The 20,420-nt window shown below is 70.6% G+C and carries 19 protein-coding genes; 13 read left to right on the plus strand and 6 right to left on the minus strand.

Features of this window, described 5'->3' with window-relative positions:
* The 12 genes from Q8Q85_11165 to Q8Q85_11220 all read left to right on the plus strand — a co-directional run.
* The coding region (locus Q8Q85_11165) for a ubiquinol-cytochrome c reductase iron-sulfur subunit (GenBank protein MDP3774813.1) at positions 1–521 on the plus strand (521 nt) is incomplete at its 5' end.
* A 3-nt stretch (positions 522–524) separates the two neighbouring features.
* Complete coding sequence (locus tag Q8Q85_11170) at positions 525–1,790, plus strand: cytochrome bc complex cytochrome b subunit (GenBank protein ID MDP3774814.1); 1,266 nt, start codon at positions 525–527, stop codon at positions 1,788–1,790.
* On the plus strand, positions 1,787–2,131 hold the full coding sequence (locus tag Q8Q85_11175; protein MDP3774815.1) for a c-type cytochrome: 345 nt from the start codon (positions 1,787–1,789) through the stop codon (positions 2,129–2,131). Before Q8Q85_11170 ends, Q8Q85_11175 begins: the two co-directional genes overlap by 4 nt.
* A gap of 16 nt (positions 2,132–2,147) precedes the next feature.
* Entirely contained in the window at positions 2,148–2,915 is a 768-nt protein-coding gene (locus Q8Q85_11180) for a cytochrome c3 family protein (protein ID MDP3774816.1), read from the plus strand.
* Positions 2,915–3,721: a 4Fe-4S dicluster domain-containing protein gene (locus Q8Q85_11185; protein ID MDP3774817.1), complete on the plus strand. Its 807-nt coding sequence runs from the start codon at positions 2,915–2,917 to the stop codon at positions 3,719–3,721. The genes Q8Q85_11180 and Q8Q85_11185 overlap by 1 nt, the downstream gene beginning before the upstream one ends.
* A 14-nt stretch (positions 3,722–3,735) precedes the next feature.
* Positions 3,736–4,953, plus strand: a complete 1,218-nt coding sequence (nrfD, locus tag Q8Q85_11190; GenBank protein MDP3774818.1) for an NrfD/PsrC family molybdoenzyme membrane anchor subunit — start codon at positions 3,736–3,738, stop codon at positions 4,951–4,953.
* A 487-nt stretch (positions 4,954–5,440) separates the two neighbouring features.
* Complete coding sequence (locus Q8Q85_11195; GenBank protein ID MDP3774819.1) at positions 5,441–7,093, plus strand: NapC/NirT family cytochrome c; 1,653 nt, start codon at positions 5,441–5,443, stop codon at positions 7,091–7,093.
* Complete coding sequence (locus tag Q8Q85_11200) at positions 7,090–8,481, plus strand: hypothetical protein (GenBank protein MDP3774820.1); 1,392 nt, start codon at positions 7,090–7,092, stop codon at positions 8,479–8,481. The genes Q8Q85_11195 and Q8Q85_11200 overlap by 4 nt, the downstream gene beginning before the upstream one ends.
* On the plus strand, positions 8,478–9,893 hold the full coding sequence (locus Q8Q85_11205) for a cytochrome c3 family protein (protein MDP3774821.1): 1,416 nt from the start codon (positions 8,478–8,480) through the stop codon (positions 9,891–9,893). Before Q8Q85_11200 ends, Q8Q85_11205 begins: the two co-directional genes overlap by 4 nt.
* 65 nt (positions 9,894–9,958) lie before the next feature.
* Positions 9,959–11,035, plus strand: coding sequence for a PAS domain S-box protein (locus Q8Q85_11210; GenBank protein ID MDP3774822.1), 1,077 nt, complete (start codon positions 9,959–9,961; stop codon positions 11,033–11,035).
* Entirely contained in the window at positions 11,032–12,462 is a 1,431-nt protein-coding gene (locus Q8Q85_11215; protein MDP3774823.1) for a sigma-54 dependent transcriptional regulator, read from the plus strand. The genes Q8Q85_11210 and Q8Q85_11215 overlap by 4 nt, the downstream gene beginning before the upstream one ends.
* A gap of 162 nt (positions 12,463–12,624) precedes the next feature.
* On the plus strand, positions 12,625–13,284 hold the full coding sequence (locus Q8Q85_11220; GenBank protein MDP3774824.1) for a universal stress protein: 660 nt from the start codon (positions 12,625–12,627) through the stop codon (positions 13,282–13,284).
* A 70-nt stretch (positions 13,285–13,354) separates the two neighbouring features.
* Here the strand turns inward: Q8Q85_11220 and Q8Q85_11225 are convergent, their stop codons facing one another.
* The 5 genes from Q8Q85_11225 to Q8Q85_11245 form a co-directional block, all read right to left on the minus strand.
* Positions 13,355–13,912 carry an HNH endonuclease gene (locus tag Q8Q85_11225; GenBank protein MDP3774825.1) on the minus strand — a complete coding sequence of 186 codons (558 nt, stop codon included), beginning with the start codon at positions 13,910–13,912 and terminating at the stop codon, positions 13,355–13,357.
* 198 nt (positions 13,913–14,110) lie between these two features.
* Entirely contained in the window at positions 14,111–15,493 is a 1,383-nt protein-coding gene (gene argH / locus Q8Q85_11230; protein ID MDP3774826.1) for an argininosuccinate lyase, read from the minus strand.
* Positions 15,486–16,331: a sugar nucleotide-binding protein gene (locus Q8Q85_11235; protein ID MDP3774827.1), complete on the minus strand. Its 846-nt coding sequence runs from the start codon at positions 16,329–16,331 to the stop codon at positions 15,486–15,488. The genes argH and Q8Q85_11235 overlap by 8 nt, the downstream gene beginning before the upstream one ends.
* Entirely contained in the window at positions 16,328–17,557 is a 1,230-nt protein-coding gene (locus Q8Q85_11240) for an argininosuccinate synthase (GenBank protein MDP3774828.1), read from the minus strand. The genes Q8Q85_11235 and Q8Q85_11240 overlap by 4 nt, the downstream gene beginning before the upstream one ends.
* 70 nt (positions 17,558–17,627) lie before the next feature.
* Positions 17,628–18,083: a hypothetical protein gene (locus Q8Q85_11245; GenBank protein ID MDP3774829.1), complete on the minus strand. Its 456-nt coding sequence runs from the start codon at positions 18,081–18,083 to the stop codon at positions 17,628–17,630.
* 44 nt (positions 18,084–18,127) lie between these two features.
* On the opposite strand from Q8Q85_11245, the gene Q8Q85_11250 reads away from it, so the two are divergent.
* Entirely contained in the window at positions 18,128–19,099 is a 972-nt protein-coding gene (locus tag Q8Q85_11250; GenBank protein ID MDP3774830.1) for a hypothetical protein, read from the plus strand.
* On the opposite strand, the gene Q8Q85_11255 is transcribed toward Q8Q85_11250, so the two are convergent.
* Positions 19,096–20,418 carry an amidohydrolase family protein gene (locus tag Q8Q85_11255; GenBank protein MDP3774831.1) on the minus strand — a complete coding sequence of 441 codons (1,323 nt, stop codon included), beginning with the start codon at positions 20,416–20,418 and terminating at the stop codon, positions 19,096–19,098. The genes Q8Q85_11250 and Q8Q85_11255 overlap by 4 nt on opposite strands.
* Positions 20,419–20,420 lie beyond the last annotated feature (2 nt).

Here is a 20,420-nt window from a genome sequence, read left to right on the forward strand (position 1 = left end):
CCGTCGCGTCGGCGATTCCGGGACTCGTCACGCTGCGCGGGCGCACCCGTGCGTCGGCCAACCGCGTAGTGGCCGAGGGCGACCGCCTCGTGTTCGCGCTGGGGCAGAACGCGAACCAACCGGTCACCGAGGGGAGCTTCACGCAGAACGAGGCGGTCCTGGCGTTTCCCGAGGGCAAGGCGGACAACCACGACAACCTCGTGCTGATCTGCAAGCTCAACCCGGCGATGATGGCCGAGCCGACCGACCTGACCGGCGCCGTCGCCGGGATCGTCGCCTACAGCGCCATCTGCACCCACCTGGGGTGCACAGTGCGGTTCTCCGAGGAGCCGATGGACATGGCGCCGTTCCCGCACATCCACTGCCCCTGCCACTCGGCGTCGTTCGACCCGCACAAGGGCGCGATGGTGCTGGGCGGACCCGCCCCGCGGGCGCTGCCGCAGTTGCCGCTGCGCAAGAACGACAACGGTGAGATCATCGTCGCGGGGCCGTTCTCCGGGCCGATCGGCGTGAAGGTCTAGGTAGTGTCCGTCGCCACCTGGTTCACGGAGCGGCTCGCCCTGGACAAGTTCCGGGCCAAGTACCTCGGGAAGCCGTTCCCGGTCCACCCGACGTTCTTCCTCGGCGAAATCGCCCTGTTCAGCTTCGTGGTGCTGGTGCTGACCGGGCTGTACCTCGCGCTGTTCTACGAGCCGTCGACGGAGATGGTGACTTCCGGCACCGTCACGGCGCCTGCCGCGTACGTGAGCGTGCTGCTCATCGACGCTCACCCGCTCGGGGTGTTGATCAGGCGCATCCATCACTGGGCCGCGCACCTGATGATCGCGTCGGTGGGTCTGCACTTGGCGCGGGTGTTCTTCACCGCGGCGTACCGCAAGCCGCGCGAGGTGAACTGGCTGCTGGGCCTGGCGCTGTTCGCCGGGACCATAGGGACGTCATTCGCGGGCTACCTGCTGCCGTACGACCAGTTCTCGGTGACGGCCACCGCGATCGGCTACGGCATCGCGCGCTCGGCGCCGTGGGTAGGGGGGACGATCGCCGACTTCCTGTTCGCCGGGCAGTTCCCCTCGCCGAGCACGGTCCCGCGCTTCTACGGCTACCACGTGGTCTTCGCGCCGCTGGTGCTCAGCGCGCTGATCGGTCTGCACCTGGTGATCGTGCTCAAGCAAAAGCACACCGAGTGGCCGAGGGTCGGCGCCGAACCGCCGCCCAAGGATGCCGGCCTGATCGCCGGGGTGCCCGCGTGGCCCGGGCAGACGGTGCTGATGGTGGTCCTGTTCCTGATGCTGCTGGCGGCGCTGGCCACCCTGTCCGGCTTCCTCCCGGTTCATCCGACCGCCTACTTCGGGCCGCCCCAGCCGGTGACGCCCGAGGTCAAGCCGGACTGGTACCTCATGTGGGTCTATGGCGCGCTGCGGATGATTCCGGGCGACATCAGCATTCACGTGCTGGGAACCACGATCGGGTCGGAGGCTATCGGAGCGATGCTGGTGCCCGGCATCCTGGCCACGATCATCGTGCTGGTGCCATGGCTCGATCGCGCGCCGTCCTCGCTGTACTACGCCGAGAGCCCGCTCCGGAGCCCCGGACGGCTGGCCTTCGGGCTCGGCGGCATCACGCTGTTCCTCGCGCTTACGCTCGCGGGGTTCAGTGGCGAGCTCAAGCTGAGCACCCCGGTGCTGTGGATCGTCGCCGTGGTTGCACCACTCGCGGTCGGCTGTGCCACTTACGTGCTGGCTAAGCGCCGGCACGCGGCCGACGCATCGTCTCACTCAGGGAGGGATAGATGAACCGACTGGTTGTCATTACCACGGCCGTCGCGGCACTGGCGTTCGGCGCCGGCAAGCTCGCCGCTCAGGCGCCCGATGGCGCTGCGCTCTACACCCGCAATTGCGTGACCTGCCACGGGGCCACCGGCGTACCGAACCCGGTCATGGTGCGGTCGCTCGGCGCCATCCCGGACCTCAGCGACGCTCGCGCCATGGCTGCGAAGGCGGACAGCTCCTTGATCGGCGCGGTCGCGAACGGAGTCGGCCGCAAGATGCCCGCCTACGGCACGCGCCTGACGGGAGAGCAGATCCGGGCCATCGTGACGCATCTGCGCACCCTGAGCCGGCGACCGTCCCCGTAGCTGCGAGGAGTGAGAGGTGTTCGGCCGGTCTCGGGAATGGCGGGGTTGGCGCGCGGTCCCACAGCAGGTCCGGCGCCTGGCCGTCGCGTTCGCACTGGTGGCGGTCGCGTTCCTGACCGCACGGCGGCTCTTCGTTCCCGCGACCTTCGGAGAGCGGGGGCACTATCGCGCCTCCGCGGTGGACACGATCCTGGCCAGCGAGATCCGCTACGCGGGCCATGAGGCGTGTGAGACGTGTCACGCTCCCGTCGCCGAGAAGAAGAGCCAGTCGTACCATCGCGGCGTGGCCTGCGAGGTGTGCCACGGCCCCCAGGCAGCCCACGTGTCCGCGCCGCTCGACAACAAGCCACCCGCGCCGCGCACCCGTGCGTATTGCCCGCTGTGCCACGGCTACAACCCGTCTCGCCCAACCGGCTTCCCGCAGATCGACCCGGCACTCCACAACCCGGTGCGGCCGTGCATCACGTGTCACGACCCGCACGACCCGACGCCGCCCCGTCCTCCGGAGAGCTGCGCGGCCTGCCACGGGCAGATCGCCCGCACCAAGGCCGTGTCCTACCACGCTCAGTTGCCGTGCACGCAGTGCCACGAGGCTGACCCGCGTCACGTGGTATCGCCGCGGCAGGTGCGACCGACCAAACCGAGCACCCGCGAGTTCTGCGGCCAGTGCCATGCGCAGGGCGCCGCGAGTGCGCCGGAGATCCCTCGCATAGACCTGGAGACGCACAACCGCGGCTACGTGTGCTGGCAATGCCACTATCCGCACCACCCCGAGGCGCGGTGATGCCCGGACGACCCCTCACTCTGGACCAAGTGCCGGTGGCCGGGCCCGCCGCTCCGGACCGGCGCGGCTTTCTCAAGGCCGCGGCGGCGGCGGTGCCGACGGTGCTGCTCGGGCTCGGGCAGGGAAGCGAGGCGGGAACCCAGCAGGAGGAAGGCCCGGTCCCGTACGATTCCCGCCAGCACTACTACGGCATGGGCATCGACGTGAACAAGTGCATCGGGTGCGGCCGCTGCGTGGAGGCGTGCGCGGCCGAGAACGACGTGCCGCGCGACGGGCACCATTTCCGCACCTGGGTGGAGCGCTACGTCATCACTGCTGACGGCGAGGCTGTGGTGGAAAGCCCGAACGGCGGGATCGAGGGCTTCTCAGGCGAGGTCGGCGAGCACGATGCGCTGCGGACCTTCTTCGTGCCGAAGCTGTGCAACCACTGCGCCAATCCGCCCTGCGTCCAGGTGTGCCCGGTGGGCGCGACGTTCACCACCGAGGACGGCGTGGTGCTGGTGGACGAGGACTGGTGCATCGGGTGCCGGTACTGCATCCAGGCGTGCCCGTACGGGGCGCGGTTCCTGCACCCCACCAGGCGCGTCGCCCAAAAGTGCACCTTCTGCTACCACCGGATCGTGCAGGGCCTATTGCCGGCCTGCGTCGAGGTGTGCCCTACCGGAGCGCGGATCTTCGGGGAGGTCCAGCGGCTCAGCACCCCGCTGGGGCGCTTCATGCGCTTCAACGAGATCCAGGTGCTCAAGCCGTACCTGAACACCAAGCCCAAAGTGTTCTACGCCAACCTGGACGGAGAAGTGCGGTAGCGAGGGGAGGCCGATTGCAGGGCTACATCTATCCGAACGAGTACGAGCTGCACTGGGGCCTCCTGGTCGCCGTCTACCCCTACCTGACGGGTCTGGTGGCCGGGGCGTTCATCCTCGCGTCGTTGGCGAGGGTGTTCAACATGACCGAAGTGCAGCCCACGTACCGACTCTCGCTGCTTGCGGCGCTCGCCTGGCTGATCGCCGCCCCGCTGCCCCTGCTCGCCCACCTCGGGCACCCGGAGCGCTCGTTCGAGATCTTCCTCACCCCGAACGTCCGCTCGGCGATGGCCATGTTCGGCTTCGTGTACGCCTGGTATCTGATGGTGGTCCTGCTGCTCGAGATCTGGTTCGACTACCGCAAGGACCTCGTCGTCTGGTCCCGGGGGGCGTCCGGCGTCCTGGCCCTGGTCCGGCGCGTGATGACCCTAGGCGCGAGCGACTTGTCGGACCGTGCCCTGCGCTTCGACCGTTCGGCGGGCAAGCTCATCACGATTATCGGCATCCCGTCGGCGTTTCTGCTGCACGGCTACGTAGGGTTCATCTTCGGGTCGGTGAAGGCCAATCCGTGGTGGAGCAGCGTGCTGATGCCGGTGGTGTTCCTGTTCTCGGCGATGGTCTCCGGCATCGCGCTCATGCTGCTGCTCTTCATGGTGACGAGCATGCTGCGCTCCAAGCCGGTGGACATGCGTTGCGCGGACAAGCTCGCGAGTCTGCTGTTCTATGCCCTCATCGTGGACTTCTCCCTGGAGATGCTCGACTTCACCCAGCGGCTGTACGAGGCGGAGGAATCGATCACGATTCTGGCGAGCATGCTTAAGAGCCGCCTGGTGCTCAGCCTGATCGTGCTCCAGGTGTCCCTCGGCACGATCGTGCCCTTGGTGGCGCTGGCCGCGGTGGCTCCGACCGTGAGGAAAGAGGGACTGGTGAAGACGCCGGAGGAGCTGCGGCGGCTGATCTACTTCATGGTGGGCGTGCTCATCCAGATCGGCATCTTCAGCACCCGCTGGAACGTGGTGATCGGCGGACAGTTGTTCTCCAAGAGCCTGCGGGGTCTCACGGTGTACAAGGTCGAGCTCCTCGGCCTGGATGGCATCCTGATGGCGACGGCAATCCTCCTGCTGCCGTTCGTCATCCTCTATGTGCTGATCAAGCTGCTGCCTCCGTGGCCCGAAGCGGAGGCAGCCATGCCGGCGCAGGGAGCGGAGGCGCAGCCGATGGCTCAGGCATCATGACTTCGCTCGCGCAGCGCAGCCTCGCGCTCGCCGCTCTGATCCTCGCGTGCGGAACCGGGCCGGCGAGCGCCCAGCGGCCTCAGCCGCCTAGGATGCCACACCGGCCCGCCGGCAAGGAGCAGTGCCTGACGTGTCACGGGCCCGGAGCGAACCAGCACGTCCGGAGCACGCCGGCCAACCATCCGTACGGCGCGACGGCATGCCCGATGTGCCATCGACCGAGCGAGACGCCGCCGCCGAACATCCCGCACCCCCTCGAGGAAGCGATGACGGATTGCCGCACCTGCCACGTCCCCGACGCGCCGCCGGGCGTCCCAACTCCCCCGGCGTCGCACGCCTCCTATGACGTATCCATCTGCCGGATGTGCCATGAGCCGGGCACGCCGCCTCCGCCGTCACGGTAGCGTCGGGCGGCTGACGCACCCGCTCGGCGGCGGCCGCATCCCGGCCGATCGCCCGGACTGGAACCCAATTGTTAGATTCGCGTATGGTGCGACTCCTCTCCTGGGCCCTGCAACAGTGGCGGCGGACCGCGCTACGGTGGCGGGTCACTCTGGTGCTCCTGCTCTCGGCGACGCTCATCGGCTCGTCGGCGGCCGGCTACCGCCAGTGGAACTACATGCAGCACGACAACCGTTTCTGCACGTCGTGCCACTTGATGCAGGATCCCTTCGAGCGCTTCAACCGGAGCGCCCACGCGCAGCTCGAGTGCCACAGCTGCCACAAGGCGACGCTGAAAGCGCAGATGCGCCAGCTCTACCTCACGATGGTCGAGCGCCCGACGTCCATCGGCGGACACGCCGACGTGCCGAACAAGGTGTGCGCGGCCTGCCACATCAGGGGCGACTCCACCCGGTGGCGGATCATCGCCACGACCGCCGGTCACCGCGTGCACCTGGAGTCGAAGGCTCCCGCGCTGCGCGGCATGCGGTGCGTCGCCTGCCACGGCGTGACCGTGCACGAGTTCGCGTCGGTGGACCGGACGTGCGGCCAGTCCGGGTGCCACGCCGCCAACCTGATTCGGCTGGGCGGAATGGGCCAGGCGAGCGAGCTGCACTGCACGACCTGTCACAACTTCCTCGCCGAGGCCCGCACGGTGGAGGTGGACTCGCTCGGCCAGCCGTTGACGCCGGCCGCGGCGCAGTGCCTTTCCTGCCACTCCATGCAGGAGCGGATGGTCAACCTGGACGTGGCGCGCGATCCCCATGGAGGAGTGTGCGGTGACTGCCACAACCCCCACACCCAGACGTCGCCGCGGCAAGTGACTTGCGCGAGCGCGAGCTGCCACGCGGACTGGCGCTCCCTGGGATTCCACGTGGGGGTGGCGCACCCCGAGCGCTGCACGACCTGCCACCTGCCTCACTCGTGGCGGGTCGAAGGGCAGAACTGCCTGAGGTGCCATGCCGACATCGGGCGCCAATCGCCGAGCCGGCCGCGCGCCGCGCCGGCCCGGCGTTCGGCGCTGCGGGTGAGGGGGGCGGTCCTGGACCTGGCCTCGGCGGCGGATCCCGCGTCGGTGTTCGCCATGCTTCAACTGGCGCAAGGCGGCGCGCGCGACTTGCCACGCTTCTCCCACGGTGATCACCGCGGCCAGACCTGCGCCAGCTGCCACTCCAGCCGGGTGCGGCACGGCGAGCTGATGGTGCGCGCCACCGCCGACTGCCAGCGCTGCCACCACGCCGGTCCGGACCGGCAGCAGTGCGCGAGCTGCCACGCGCCGATGGACCTCCGCCGGGTGGCCGCCGCGGAGCCACGGTCCTTCCGCCTGTTGGCGAGCCGCGCGACCGTCACCCGACGTCTCCCGTTCGACCATCAGCGGCACACGGCGGTCATGTGCGCCCAATGCCACTCGAACCCGATGAGCCGGGCGCCAGAGAGTGCCGACTGCGCCTCATGCCATGCCAGCCACCACCGGTCCGCCGCCAACTGCGTCGCCTGCCACGCCGGGGCCAATCCGCTCGCGTCGCACCGCGCGGCTGACCACGCGACCTGCGCCACGGCGTCGTGCCACGGTGAGCGCGCCGCGGCGCTTCCCGCGTCGCGCGAGGCCTGTCTGATGTGCCACACCGGCCAGACCCGGCACTTGCCGGGCCGCAACTGCGAGCAATGCCACCGGGTCACGGCGGCGGGCAGCCGATGACGATGCGTGCGCCGCGGGCTCGGCTGGTCAGCATGGCGCTCGGCGCCCTGGTGGTCGCGGCGAGTTCGGCCGACGGCCAATCGGTTCGCGTCCGATCCTCGACCACCGCCCGCTACGTCCAGCTTCAGCCTATCCGTTACGACACCGATTCCGGCGCCTTCCTGCCGCTTCCCGTCACCTACGCGGCGCCCATCACCCAGGACGTCGAGCTGTCGGTGTGGGGGCTCGGCGTTCCGGGGCTCCGGGCATACGCCCTGCTCCGCGGCCGCGCGGCGCTGGGCTCAGAGCTGGTGTGGCCGAGGTCCGACGACCGTTTCGACGCGCTGGAGGCCTTCGTTGAACTGGAGCGTCCGCTGTACCGGATCCGCGCCGGACGGCAGCATCGGGCGTCGGGTCTCGGCTGGTATGCGTTCGACGGGGTGAGCGCCACCTGGCGTCCGCGCCCCACCGTGCGCACCGAATGGTACGGCGGGCGCGGCTTCACCCGAGGGTTCCTCGAGCCGCTGGGCAGCGGGGCCCTGCGGTCGCTCGATCCCCTGCGTCCCGAACAGAGCACCATCCTTCTGGGCGCATCCCTGTGGGCGGCGCCGACGTCCGCCAGCGCCGTAACGGCGATCTACCAGCGCGAGATTCTCAGCGACCGGAGCGGTCTGGTGTCGGAACGCGCCGCCATCGACGCGCGGATCGGTGTCGGCTCGCGGCTGGTGCTGACGGCCGCGGCGGACGCGGACCTGGCTCTCGAGACTTGGGGCCGGGCGCGGGCGAGCGCCCTGGTGAGGCTGGGCCGGCGCAGCTTCCTGGAGATCGAAGGGTTCCGCTACAAGCCACTGCTGGATCTCACCACCATCTGGGGCGTGTTCTCACCGGAAGCGCACCGCGGCGTTGCCGTCAGCGCGCGCCTGGCCCCGACCCGGAGCGTAGCACTGTCGACGTCGTACATCTACCGGCGCTACGAGCCTTTGACCCGCGGGACGCCGTTCCTCCTCGACGTGGACGACGAGGCGCAGCAGCTCACGGCCGGTGCGCGCTACGCCATCGGCGACGTGGTCGTGGAAGGAACCTATCGCCTGCAGTTCGGCTTCGGCGGCGCCCAGAGCGGCGGCGACGCGGCGCTGGCCTGGGCGCCGCCGGATGGCTGGCGCGCCGGGCTCCGCGGGACTGCCTTCCAGCAGGAGGAGGCGTTCCGGGTCGCCGATGGCACGGTGTACGGCGTCGGCCTCGACGCGAGTGGACGGCTGGGCGATCGCGCCAGGCTGCGCGCCGAGCTGATGCGCTACCTGCATCGGCCCACAGGACAGAGCGCGGTGAACTGGTCGCAGACGCGGGCCCTGCTCGGCTTCGAGTTCTGGATCGGGGCCAACCCCGACCGGCCTGGGGCGTACCGGTGATACCGGGCGTGTGGATCGGGCTCGTCGCGGCGGTCGCCTCGGCACTCGCCGCCACGCGGCAGCCGGCCGATGCGCCGCCCCGGGCTCCGGCGACGCCGGTTCTCGCGGCCGACTCGTTCCCCCATCCGCGGCACGCGCGCCTTTTCACCTCTTGCACTACCTGCCACTCCGGACTCGCGGGCGAAGACTCCACGGCCTTCTTTCCCGCGGCGGACGTATGCGTCCCATGCCATGACGGCGCCTTGGTGCGCCGAATCGATTGGGCGGGGCCGGGACCGCGGCGACCCACCAACTTGAGCTTCTCGCACCGCGCGCACCCAGAGATCGATTGCGCCATGTGCCACGCCGCCAGCGATACGGCCGCCTTCATGGAGGTGGGGAGAGCGCGCCCCGAGCGCTGCCTGATGTGTCACGCCCCGGAGGCGGCAAGCCACCTGGAGCAGGAGAGCTGCACCCAGTGCCACCGGGTCCTGACGGAAGCCAGGGCGCTGACGGCGGCCGACATCGCGCGCTTCCCCAAGCCGCCGTCCCACGATTCCGGATGGGTCTTCACCCATAGGCGCGCGGCGGCGGGCCCCACGTGTGCCACTTGTCACGCCCGAGAGTTCTGCGCCTCCTGCCACGTCAACGCGGCCGGCGTGGAGGCGGTGCGCGCGCTGCCCACCGACGAGCGCGTCGCCGCACTGGCACGCGCTCGGCACGTGACTTACCGGGAGCCATCGTCCCATCGCAGCGCCAGCTTCGTCCGCTCCCATGGGCTGCTGGCGCGCGAGAGCGCGGCTACGTGTGGCAATTGCCACGCGCGCGAGTCGTGCCTCACCTGTCACCGTGAGGAGGAGCGCGTCGGACCGGTGGCGCTGCTGCCGCGGCGCACCCGCGGGGGGGCGCGGGGGGTGGATTTGCGGGACATCAGGCCGCCGGATCATTCGCCCGACTTCCAGCTCCGGCACCGCACCGCCGCCGCCGTCGGGGACGCCGTTTGCAGCCGGTGCCACAGCCCGTCCTACTGCGCCAGCTGCCACGCCGGTGCCGCAGCCCCCGGCTTCCATGGGCCCGACTTCGTCGAGCGGCACTCGGAGAACGCCTACACGCGCGAGAACGATTGCGCCGCCTGCCACCAGCCTGAGGCGTTCTGCGTCCAGTGCCACCGGGCCACCGGCCGCGCCGCCTCCCAGGCGCCGATCGGCCGGTTCCACGACGCGCAGCCGGCGTGGATCTTCGGGCACGGCGGGGTCGCCCGGCGGGCCATCGAGAACTGCGCCAGCTGTCACGCCCAGGCCGACTGCCTCCAATGCCACTCGGCGTCGGTCGGCTGGCGCGTGAACCCGCACGGGCGGAGCTTCGACAGCGGACTTGGCGACCGGAATCCCGCCATGTGCCGCCGCTGCCACCCCGGCGGCCCGCCCCGATAGGAGCCGCAATGCCTGATACCCACGTTGCCGAACGCGCCGACGGCCACCACCTTGCAGGCGAGACCATGAGCGCTGCCACCACCGCCATCGATCCGGCGCTCGTCGCCGCGATCATCGACCTCTCGGCCGACGCCATCCTCACCGTTTCGCCCGACGAGGTCGTGATGTCGTGGAACCAGGGCGCCCGGGAGATGTTCGGGTGGACGGCAGAGGAAATAGTCGGAAGACCGTTCACTGTTCTGCTGCCGGACGAGGCCATCGCGCGCGGCGAGCTGGAGTGGATCCACAGAACCACTCTGGCTGAAGGCGCGATCCGCAACTACGAGACCCGGCGCAGGCGCAGGGACGGCACCGTTTTCGACGTGAGCCTGACCCGTACCGCGGTGCGCGCACCCAACGGCGACCTGCTGGGATTCTCCGCCATCCTGCGCGACGTCTCCGACCGCAAGCGCCTCGAGCGCCAGCTCGCGCAGTCCGAGCGCCTCGCGACCGCCGGACAGGTCGCGGCCGGAGTCGCCCACGAGATAGGGGCACCGCTGACCGCGATCGCCATAGCGGTGGACCACATGCTGCGCTCGCGCTGTGCGGTCTGCGAAGGCGCCGAGGAGATGCGGATCCTCCAGTCGCAGACCGACCGGATCGCCAAGCTGGCGCGCCAGCTCGTCAACCTCGCCAAGCCGGCCGGCCTCTTGCTGGCCCCGGTAAACGTCAACGACGTCATCGCGCAGACGTCAGGCCTGATCCAGGCGCAGCTCCACCGTCACGCCGTACTGGTCACCCTGGACCTCGATCCCGAGCTGCCGGCCGTGCTCGGCGATGAGGCCCAGATCCAGCAGGTGTTCGTCAACCTGCTGCTCAACGCGCAGCACGCCCTCGAGGCCAGGGGGGGGAGGGTGAGGATCGAGACCGGGCGCGCGGACGCCAGGACCATCGAGATAGTCGTTTCCGATGACGGCCACGGCATCGAGGCATCGGACCTTCCGCACATCTTCACGCCGTTCTTCTCCCGTTCCGGCGGGACGGGCCTCGGCCTGGCCCTGGCCGCCCAGATAGTGCGCGCGCACCACGGCACCATCGAAGCGGCCTCGCCGGAGGGCGGCGGAGCACAGTTCATCATCCGGCTTCCCACGGCGGACGCATGACCGAGCCCGACGTTCCCGTCGCTCCGGTGCGCCGCGTCCTGGTGGTCGAGGATGACGCCGTGGTGCGCCGCCTGCTCGAGAAGGTCCTCACCGACGAGGGGTACGAGACCGTGGGCGCCGCTTCCGGCGAGGAGGCGCTCACCGAGCTCGGCCGCCACCTCTTCGATGCCGTGCTCCTCGACCTCAACCTTCCCGGCATACAGGGTATGGACGTGCTGGCGGTGGGCCCGACCCTCCAGACCGATACGCCTTTCATCGTGATGACGGCGTTCGGCTCGGTCGATACGGCCGTCGAGGCCATGAAGAACGGCGCGTTCGACTACGTGAGCAAGCCGTTCCGCACCGACGAGCTCCTCCTCACGCTGCGCCGCGCCCACGAGGAGACGGTACTCCGGCGGGAGGTGGCGCAGCTGAGGCGCCGGGTGAAAGAGGAGGGGCCCGGCGTCCGCATGGTGGGCAAGAGCGCGGGCATCGAGCGCGTCCGCGACCTAATCGCGCGGGTCGCGCCCAGCCGCGCCACGGTGCTCATCAGCGGGGACACGGGGACCGGCAAGGAGCTCGTCGCCCGCTCGATCCACGCCCTGTCGGGCCGCGCCGAGCATGCCTTCGTAGCCGTGAACTGCGCCGCGATCCCCGAGACGCTGATCGAGTCCGAGCTGTTCGGCCACATGAAGGGCGCGTTCACCGGAGCGATCGCGAACAAGCGCGGCCTGCTGGAGGAGGCGTCCGGCGGCTCGCTCTTCCTCGACGAGGTCGGCGCCATCTCGGCGAACATTCAGGTCAAGCTGCTGCGCACGCTCCAGGAGCGCACCATCCTGCGGGTCGGCGGCCGCGAGCCGGTGCCGATAGACATCCGCCTGATCGCCGCCACCAACCTCGATCTCGCGGAGGAAGTGCGCGAAGGACGGTTCCGCGAGGACCTCTTCTACCGGGTGAGCGTTTTCCCGATCCACGTGCCGTCGCTGCGGGAGCGGCGCGACGACATCCCGGTCCTCGCCTCGTACTTCCTCCGGCGCGCCGCTTCCGAGCACGGGGTGGAGGCGCCGGCGATCCCGCCGGCCACCATGCAGCGGTTGCTGGACTACGACTGGCCGGGCAACGTCCGCGAGCTCGAGAATTTCGTCGAGCGCTCGGTGATCATGCACGCGGGCGCCAAGACGATCCCCTTCGATCCCAGCGAGGGCCTGCACCGCCGCCAGGAGCACGACCTGCTGAAGACGGCCCGCGCGGAACGGTGGAACCTGGAACGCCTCGAGCGCGAGTACATCCTTTCCGTGCTCGAGGAAGCAGGCGGTCACCAGGGCAAGGCCGCCGATGTCCTCGGCATCGACCGCCGCACCCTCTACCGGAAGCTGAAGCTGTATGGCGGGGAGACTGATGCCAGCGTCGAGGGCACGGTTCCCGAGGCCGAGGCGGCCCAGTCCTAAGGGCTCCGCCCTTTCGCGGGACAGGAAGTCCCACCGCCCGCGCCGACGGCGACGCCGTCAGCAAGATGACTATCCCTATCCATCATTGCTGCAACGACTTACCAGGACTCGGCGGGGACCCGATCGGTTGGTACGCGTTACGCAGTGTGTCCTTGGAGCATGGTGGAGTCACTTCTCATCGCGGTAGACGCCGCACCGTTCGCCGACCGAGTCGGCGGCTGGCTTCCTGACCTGCTGCGGGCCGGGGTCCGGCGCGTCACGCTGTTCCACGCGATCGAGGCCGTGGGACCCGATGTCGCGGCGGAGCTGGACGACCTGCGGCCGAGGCTGGACCGGCTCGCCGTGCAGCTATCGGCGAAGTCGGTCGAGGTCGAGCTCTCGTTCAAGCGCGGGGACAGGTTCCGGTGGCTGGTCTCTCTCGTCGCCTTGCGCGGGTGCCAGCTGGTGGTGCTGGGCCCTCACTGCTCGCTGCGCGGGAAGGCGCGCTCGGTAGGATCTCTCCTCAGGCGTCTCCTCGGCGAGTCTCCGGCTCCGCTGCTGGTCCTTCCGCGCCCCCGGACCGAGAGCGATCCCGGGCTGTTCGATCGACCGATCTTGGTCGAGGGGCGGGCGCAGGAACCGTGGCTCGATTCCCAGGCGCGTACGCTCGTTCCAACGGCGCTCCATTCCGCGACCCTCGAGCCCGGCGGCGGATCCCCGCCGGGCGCTTCGCTGCTGGTCACCGGGCGTTCGCCGGCCGGCGGCCGTCTGGAAGAGTTGCTGTTCGACGCACCCTGCCCGGTGCTCGTTATTCCCGCCCATGCCGACGCAATTCACGCCTAGCATGGGGCGAGCACCCCGAGCCCTACCGTAGGTTCTGGAACAGCGGCGGCTTCGGCCGCCGCTGGCGCGTTCAGGCGTGCGCGGCGAGTTGGGCGAGGACCTGCTGCCCGTAGAACAGGCCGATGTAACGGGCCTGGGTGGGCGTGAGGCGCCGCACCGCCCAAGCCAGATGCACGAAGTGCGGCTCGGTGGGCGGGGTGAGCGGGAACATCCCCAGCTCCTCGGGGAGGTGGTTGCCCTTGCGCGCGTTGCAGGTGGAGCACGCGGTGACGACGTTGGTCCACGCGTCGGTACCGCCCCGCGAGAATGGAACGAGGTGGTCGCGCGTCAGGCACTCGCGGTGCTTGAGCGTGGCCTGGGTCCGGCCGCAGAACTGGCACCGGTAGTCGTCACGCGCGAAGAGGAAGGTGTTCGTCACCTGGCGGCGGAACCGCCTCGGCACGTGGACGTACTTGTTCAGGCGGATGACCGCGGGACGCGGCAGCGCGAGCCGCTCGGAGCGGACGACGCGATCCGCGTCGGCCTCCACGATCTCGGCCTTCCCGTCGATGACCAGCCTGAGCGCCCGCCTGACGGGCACCATGGTGAGCGGCTCGAAAGACGCATTGAGCGCCAGACAGCGTACCACCTCCGGACTCCTCCACGCGGGCGCTTCACCCGCAAAAAAACCCGCCGCGCTCTATGGAACGGGACGGGCGTAGCGGGATGCCCCTTACGGATGTCGCTCTCGACCTTCGTCCCATAACAGCAAGGCACCCCAGCCAGAGATACTAGCCGCGGGAGCCTCCCGGGGCAAGCTCGCCCGAGGGGAACCGCGAGGCGGGGCCTAGGGTTTGAAGGCGGAGGTCGCGGCGTCCAGCTGCGCCAGGACCGCCGCACGGGAGGTCCCACCCGCCACGCGGCGCCGCTCCACCGCGGCCTCGGCGCCACCCAAGCGGGCGAGGAGGGCGGGAAGTTCGGGGTCGATACCGGCCGCCTCAGCGGCCGGCATCCGGTCGATGGGCGCACCCAATTCTTCGGCTTTCCGCACCAGGGCGCCCACCAGGCCGTGCGCCTCGCGGAACGGCCGGCCCGACTGCACGAGAAGGTCCGCGAGATCCGTCGCGAGGGTCCCGGCGTCCAGCGCCGCGGCCATCCGCTCCGGAACAACCGTGAGCCCCGCCACGACGCCCTCCATCAGCTCCACCGCGGCACCCGCGCCGTCCAGCGTGTCGAACAGCGCGGCGTTGTTCTCCTGCATGTCCTTCTGGTAGCCGGACGGCATGGCTTTCATCGTCGCCATCATCGCCACGAGGCGGCCGAGGAGCTGTGCCGACCTGCCGCGCACCAGCTCGAGCGAATCGGGGTTGCGCTTCTGCGGCATCAGGCTGCTGCCGGTCGTGAACGACTCGGCGAGCACGGCGAACCCGAATTCGGCCGACGAGAAGAGCACGAGGTCTTCGGCGAGGCGGGAGAGGTGCGTGCCGACGAGAGTGGCGACGAAGGCCGCCTCGATCGCGAAGTCGCGGTCGCCGACCGCGTCGATCGAGTTGCGCGACACCGCCCTGAAGCCGAGCCGCTGGGCCAGGTCGTCCCGATCCACCGCGAAGCCCGAGCCCGCGATCGCTCCGGAGCCGAGGGGAAGGACCGATGCTCGGCCGCGCGCATCGGCCACCCGGCCGCGGTCCCGGTGGAGCGCCCACACGTGCGCCAGCGCCCAGTGCGCGTAACGGACGGGCTGCGCCCGCTGGGTGTGGGTGTAGGACGGCATCAGCACGTCCAGGCCGGCGCCGGCCTGAGCGATCAGGGCGCGAGCCAGCGACGCGAGCGCGCCGTCGAGCCGCCCCAGCGCGCGAATCGTCCACAGCCGCAGGTCCGTCGCGCACTGGTCGTTCCGGGAACGGCCGGTGTGGAGCTTGCCGGCCAGCGGGCCGATGACTTCGCCGAGGAGCCGCTCGATCAGCGAGTGGATGTCCTCGTCCTCAGCGCCCTCGGCGACGCCCCCCGCGAGCCGCGCTTCGACGGCGTCGAGCCCTTCCAGTAGACGCGCGCGCTCGTCGGCCGTCAGGACACCGACGCCCTCGAGCGCGTGGACCCAGGCTCGGTTCGTCTCGATATCCTCCCGCCACAGCCGGCGGTCCACCGGCAGGCTGCGGTTCATCTTGTCGAGCCGCGGGTCCATGGGCTGGGCGAAGCGCCCGCCCCACATCACATGCGGGGCGTCAGACACCGGCGGCGGCCGGCGGATGCGCGCGAGCGCGGAGCGGCCCCGGCGCCCACCCCAGCAGCGCCGCGACCTTGGCGGAGTCGAGCGAAGTATCGCGCGGTCGCTCCTCGGGCCTCGCGCCTTCTCGAAGCAGCCCGGTGTTGAAGCGGTAGAGGGTGCACAGTATCCTGCCCAGCTCGAGCCGCGTCATCCGCTCCGGGCCCGCCACATGGTATGCGCCGGCGACATCGGTGCTGCAAAGCTCCCAGGCGGCCCGGGCCACGTCGTCCACCTGAACGGGGCTCCGCCACTCGTCCTTGTAGAGCGTCACCGGCTGGCCTCGCATCAGGTGGCCGCACTCGTGGTCGGGGCGCAGCATGATCCCGCTCTCCCCCACCAGGAGCGACGGGCGGATGACGAGCGCTTCGGGATTTTCGATACGGAGCTGGGCCTCCGCTTCCGCCTTCATGGAGCCGTGCGGCATTATGGGGCCGACCGGTGAGTCTTCCGTGTAGTTGCCGCGCGCTCCGTCGAAGACCAGGTCCGTCGAGAAGAAGACGAACCGCGCCTGCTGGCGGGCGGCGAGGCGGGCGGCCTGGCGCGGCGCGTCCACAGTGATGGCGCGGTCGGACTTGTCGGCGGAGCAGAAGAAAACGGCGGCCGGCCGCTCGCGCTCGACCACGGCCGCGAGCGCCGAGGGCGAGGTCACGTCGAGGGTGATCTCGCGCCAATTGCCGGGACGGACCGGCCGGCGCCATCCGGTGCCGGTCAGCTCGACGTCGCGGGGCGCCAGGGCGAGGAGGCGCGAGCCCAGAAAGCCCGAAGCGCCGATGACCAGCGCGCGGCCGGGCCGTGGGCTCAGTCGGCCGCCTCCGCGAGCCGGGCCCCGAGCCGCCGCTCGCGGTCGGCGGCGGTGCGCACCGCCAGGCCGTAGAGCCGGATGAAGCCTTCGGAATCGCTCTGTTTGTAGACGTCGTCGGCGCCGAATGTCGCGAGGCCCTCGTGGTAGAGGGAGTGCGGCGACGACCGGCCGGCCACCCGCGCGGCGCCTTTGAAGAGCTTCATCTTCACCGTGCCGGTGACGTGGCGCTGGGTCGAGTTCACAAGCGCGTCGAGCGCTTCGCGCTCCGGCGTCCACCAGCGTCCGTCGTAGACCAGGTCCGCATAACGCCGGCCCACGTCGTCGGCCAGAGACAGGGTGCGCCGGTCGAGCACCAGCTGCTCGAGCTCCCGGTGCGCCTGGAAGAGCACCGTGCCGGCGGGCGTCTCGTATACGCCGCGCGACTTGATGCCCACGAGCCGGTCCTCGACGATGTCCGCCCGGCCCACCCCGTGCTCACCCGCCAGCGCGTTGAGCGTCTCGATCAGCGTTACCGGGTCCATCGGCTCACCGTCGAGCGCCACCGGCTCGCCCTGCTCGAAACCGATGGCCACGACGGCCGGCGTGTTCGGCGCGTCCGCTGGATCGTTCGTCAGGAGGTAGAGGTCGGCCGGCGGCTCGCACCACGGGTCCTCCAGCACGCCGCCCTCGTGGGAGAGGTGCCAAAGGTTGCGGTCGCGGCTGTACGGCTGCTCGGCCGTCGCGGTGCTGGGGACGCCTACGCGAACCAGGTAGGCGAGCAGGTCCTCGCGGCCGCGGAACTCCCATTCGCGCCACGGTGCGATCACGGCGAGGTCGGGCGCGAAGGCGGCGTAGGTGAGCTCGAATCGCACCTGGTCGTTGCCCTTCCCGGTGCAGCCGTGCGCCAGAGCGGTCGCGCCGAAGCGGCGTGCCGCGACCACCTGCCGCTCGGCGATGAGCGGGCGCGCCATGGCGGTGCCCAGGAGGTAGGTGCGGGCATAGACCGCGCCCGCTTTCAAGGTCGGCCAGATGAACTCCCGGACCAAGCGCTCGCGGACGTCCTCGACGACGCAGGCGTCGGCGCCCGAGCGCCGGGCCTTCTCCTCGAGCCCCTCGAGCTCGCCCGCGCCCTGGCCCACGTCCGCGGCCACGCAGACGACCCTCGCGTCGTAGTGCTCGCGCAGCCACGGCACGATCGCCGAAGTGTCGAGCCCGCCCGAATACGCCAGCATCACCGTATGCGCCATCTCGCCCCCGCCCCACGGAATGAGAGTTTATGCAAGGCAGCGCATAAAAATACAGCCGGCGGGCGGGGGGTCAATGGCGGGGCCCGGCGAGCTCCGCCACGCGGCGCGCCAGCAGCTTCCGGTCGGCGATGGTGCGCGCGATGATGAGGAGCGTATCGTCACCGGCGATGGTCCCGAGCACTTCCGGCCATTCCTCGTGGTCGAGCGCCGCGGCCAGCGCGCTCGCGCTGCCGGTCGGAGTCCGCAATACCAGCAGCGGCCCCACACCCTCGCTCTTGAGGAGGAGCGACGGGAGGAAGGTGCTGAGCGCGGGCGACGGCAGGATCTCCTCCCGCGAGGCGGCGTAGACGGGGGTGCCGTCGGCGTCCGGCGTCCGGGAGAGTCCGAGCTCGCGGATGTCGCGGGAGAGGGTGGCCTGGGTGACGTCGAAGCCGGCCCGCACCAGGAGCTCGCGGAGGCGTTCCTGGCTCGGGATCGGGTGCTCGCGCACCAGGCGAAGGATGGCGGCGTGTCGTTTGGCTTTCACTGGCTCATTGACGCGGCTCCTGCCGCAAAATATGCTTGACGTGGATGTCGCGCGACCCGCGGGCCCTCGCGATCGCCAGTCTCCTGGCCATGCTGGCCTGCAACGAGCCTTCGCTCGCCCCGGGTCAGCCCCCGGTGCCGCCCGTTCGGGACGTTCTCTTTCGCTACCCGAATGGCAGCCTCCACCTCATAGGGACCGACGGCACGAACAACCGGCCGGTCGGGCCGGCGGGGTTGCCCTCGTTCACGCCGCTCGCGGTCAGCCTCGACGGACGCACGGTCGCTCTCATCGTGGGGAACCAGATCGCGCTGGCGCCGCTCGAAGACCTCTCCTCGCGACGGGCCATCTACACCCAACTGCCGCCGGCGATCGGCCCCGGCGCGTTCTCCGACGACGGCCGGCGGCTGGCTGTCCCGTGCTTCGTGCCCGGCGGCGGCCCCGCCGTCCTGCTCTACGACCAGGACCTCCAGCGGTGGGATACCGTGATCGTCGGCAGTCCGGGCTTCTCGATGGGGCCCGCGTTCTCTCCTGATGGAGCGCAGCTCGTGGGCATCGGCGAGACCGACCTCGGGCTGTTCGTGATCCGCGTGCGCATGAGCGATCTGTACCCGACCACCCAGCCCCTCGGCGCCTCGCGCTTCCTCAACCTGCCGGTGTTCGGCTGGCCGCGTTGGACGCAAGAGCAAGGATTCATGTTCCTGGCGCGGCGCGGACTCACGACCCCGGGGCCCGACACCCTCGCGGTCGAGGCGTTCGATCCCGACAACGCCGAGGGCGGCGCGCGCAGGCTCTTCACCGTGCTCCAGGCGCCCGACTCCGGCGGGCCGGATCTGGTGATCGGCGGCCAGTCCACCTTCTCGCTGTCGCGCGACGGATCGCAGGTCGTCCTGGCGGCATTCCCGGACACGGCGCTCCGGTACCACGGGCTCTGGGCCGCCGCGAAAGGCGGACGGCGCGTTTACCGGGTGCTGGCCGACTCGTCGCAATTCCTGCAGTACCCCCACCTGCTGAACTAGCCCCGCGCGGCGCGGGCGTTCTTCGCGGCCCGCTCCAGCGCGGCCCGCTCCAGTGGCGCGTCCACTCCGGGCCAGAAGCCGCGCTGGTACACCATCCGTCCCGCTACCCAGGCATGATGCACGTCGGCGGCGGTCGCCGAGAGAGCCAGCGCCTCTTCCGGATCGGCCGCTCCGGCGAGCGCCGGCGCGCCCAGCGAGACGGCGACGAGGTCGCCCCATGCGCTCGGCACCAGCATGCCGAGGCCGTCGAGACCCAGCGCCGCCGCGCCGTCCATCGTGACCAGGCGCAGCAGCTCCCGGGGGGTGAGGTCCGTTCCGACCGCGGCCACTCGGGCCTCGTGGAACAGGTCGACCCCGCCGCCCGCCGTCACGGAATCAGTGCCCAATCCGACCGTCACCTTGAGCGTCCGCATGAGGGCGAGGTCGGCACGGCCATGACCGAGGACCGCGTTCGACCACGGGCAGTGGGCGACCGCGGCGCCATGCCGAGCCAGGTAGCGGAAATCCTCCTCGCCGGCCGTGACGCAGTGGATGAGCAGGGGACGGAGCTCCATGAGCCCCGAGCGCGCGACCCACGCGACCGGACTGCATTGCTGCGGCCCGACCACGATGCCGCGGGCGCGCAGGGCTTCGGCGAAGGGGCCTTCGCCCCGCTCCACGAAAAGGGATTCGTCGGGCGACTCCGCGACGTGCATTGCGACCTTGCAGCCGCGGGCGCGCGCGAAAGCGGCGACGTTGCGGAGCAGGACGGTGGAGACGGTGTAGGGTGCGTGGGGCGAGACACCGACCTCGACGCGGGCCGACGTGAAGGGCCAGAGCCGGTCGAGCGCGCGCTCCAGCTCGGCCAGCGCCGCCTCGCACTGCGCAGGATCGGGCCCGAACACCTCCTGGTAGGCGACGCCGCGCGCGCCGAGCTCCGCCAGGGCGATCGCGGCCTCACCGGAGGAGCCGGTGTCGCCGGTCGTCGTGATGCCCGCCGCGAAGCTCTCGAGCACGCCCCATCGGGCGGAAGCGCGGAAGTCGGCCGCGGTGAGGGCTTCCTTGATCCCTCTGACCGACGCGATCCACCGGGAGAACGGCCGGTCGCGAACCAGCCCGCGCAGCGCGGTCAGCTCGAGATGCGCGTGGGTGTTCACCAGCCCGGGCATCAGGACCGCGTCGCCTAACTGCCACTCCTCGACCTCTGAGGGACGGGGGACCTCCGCGTCCCGGCCGACGGCCGCGATGCGGCCGTCCTCGCCGACGAGCACGGCGCCGCCTTCGATCGGCGGCACCACCATCGGCAGCACCCAGCGCGCACTGAGACGGATGGCCGGCACGA

The sequence above is a fragment of the Gemmatimonadales bacterium genome, from assembly GCA_030697825.1.
Classification (GTDB): domain Bacteria; phylum Gemmatimonadota; class Gemmatimonadetes; order Gemmatimonadales; family JACORV01; genus JACORV01.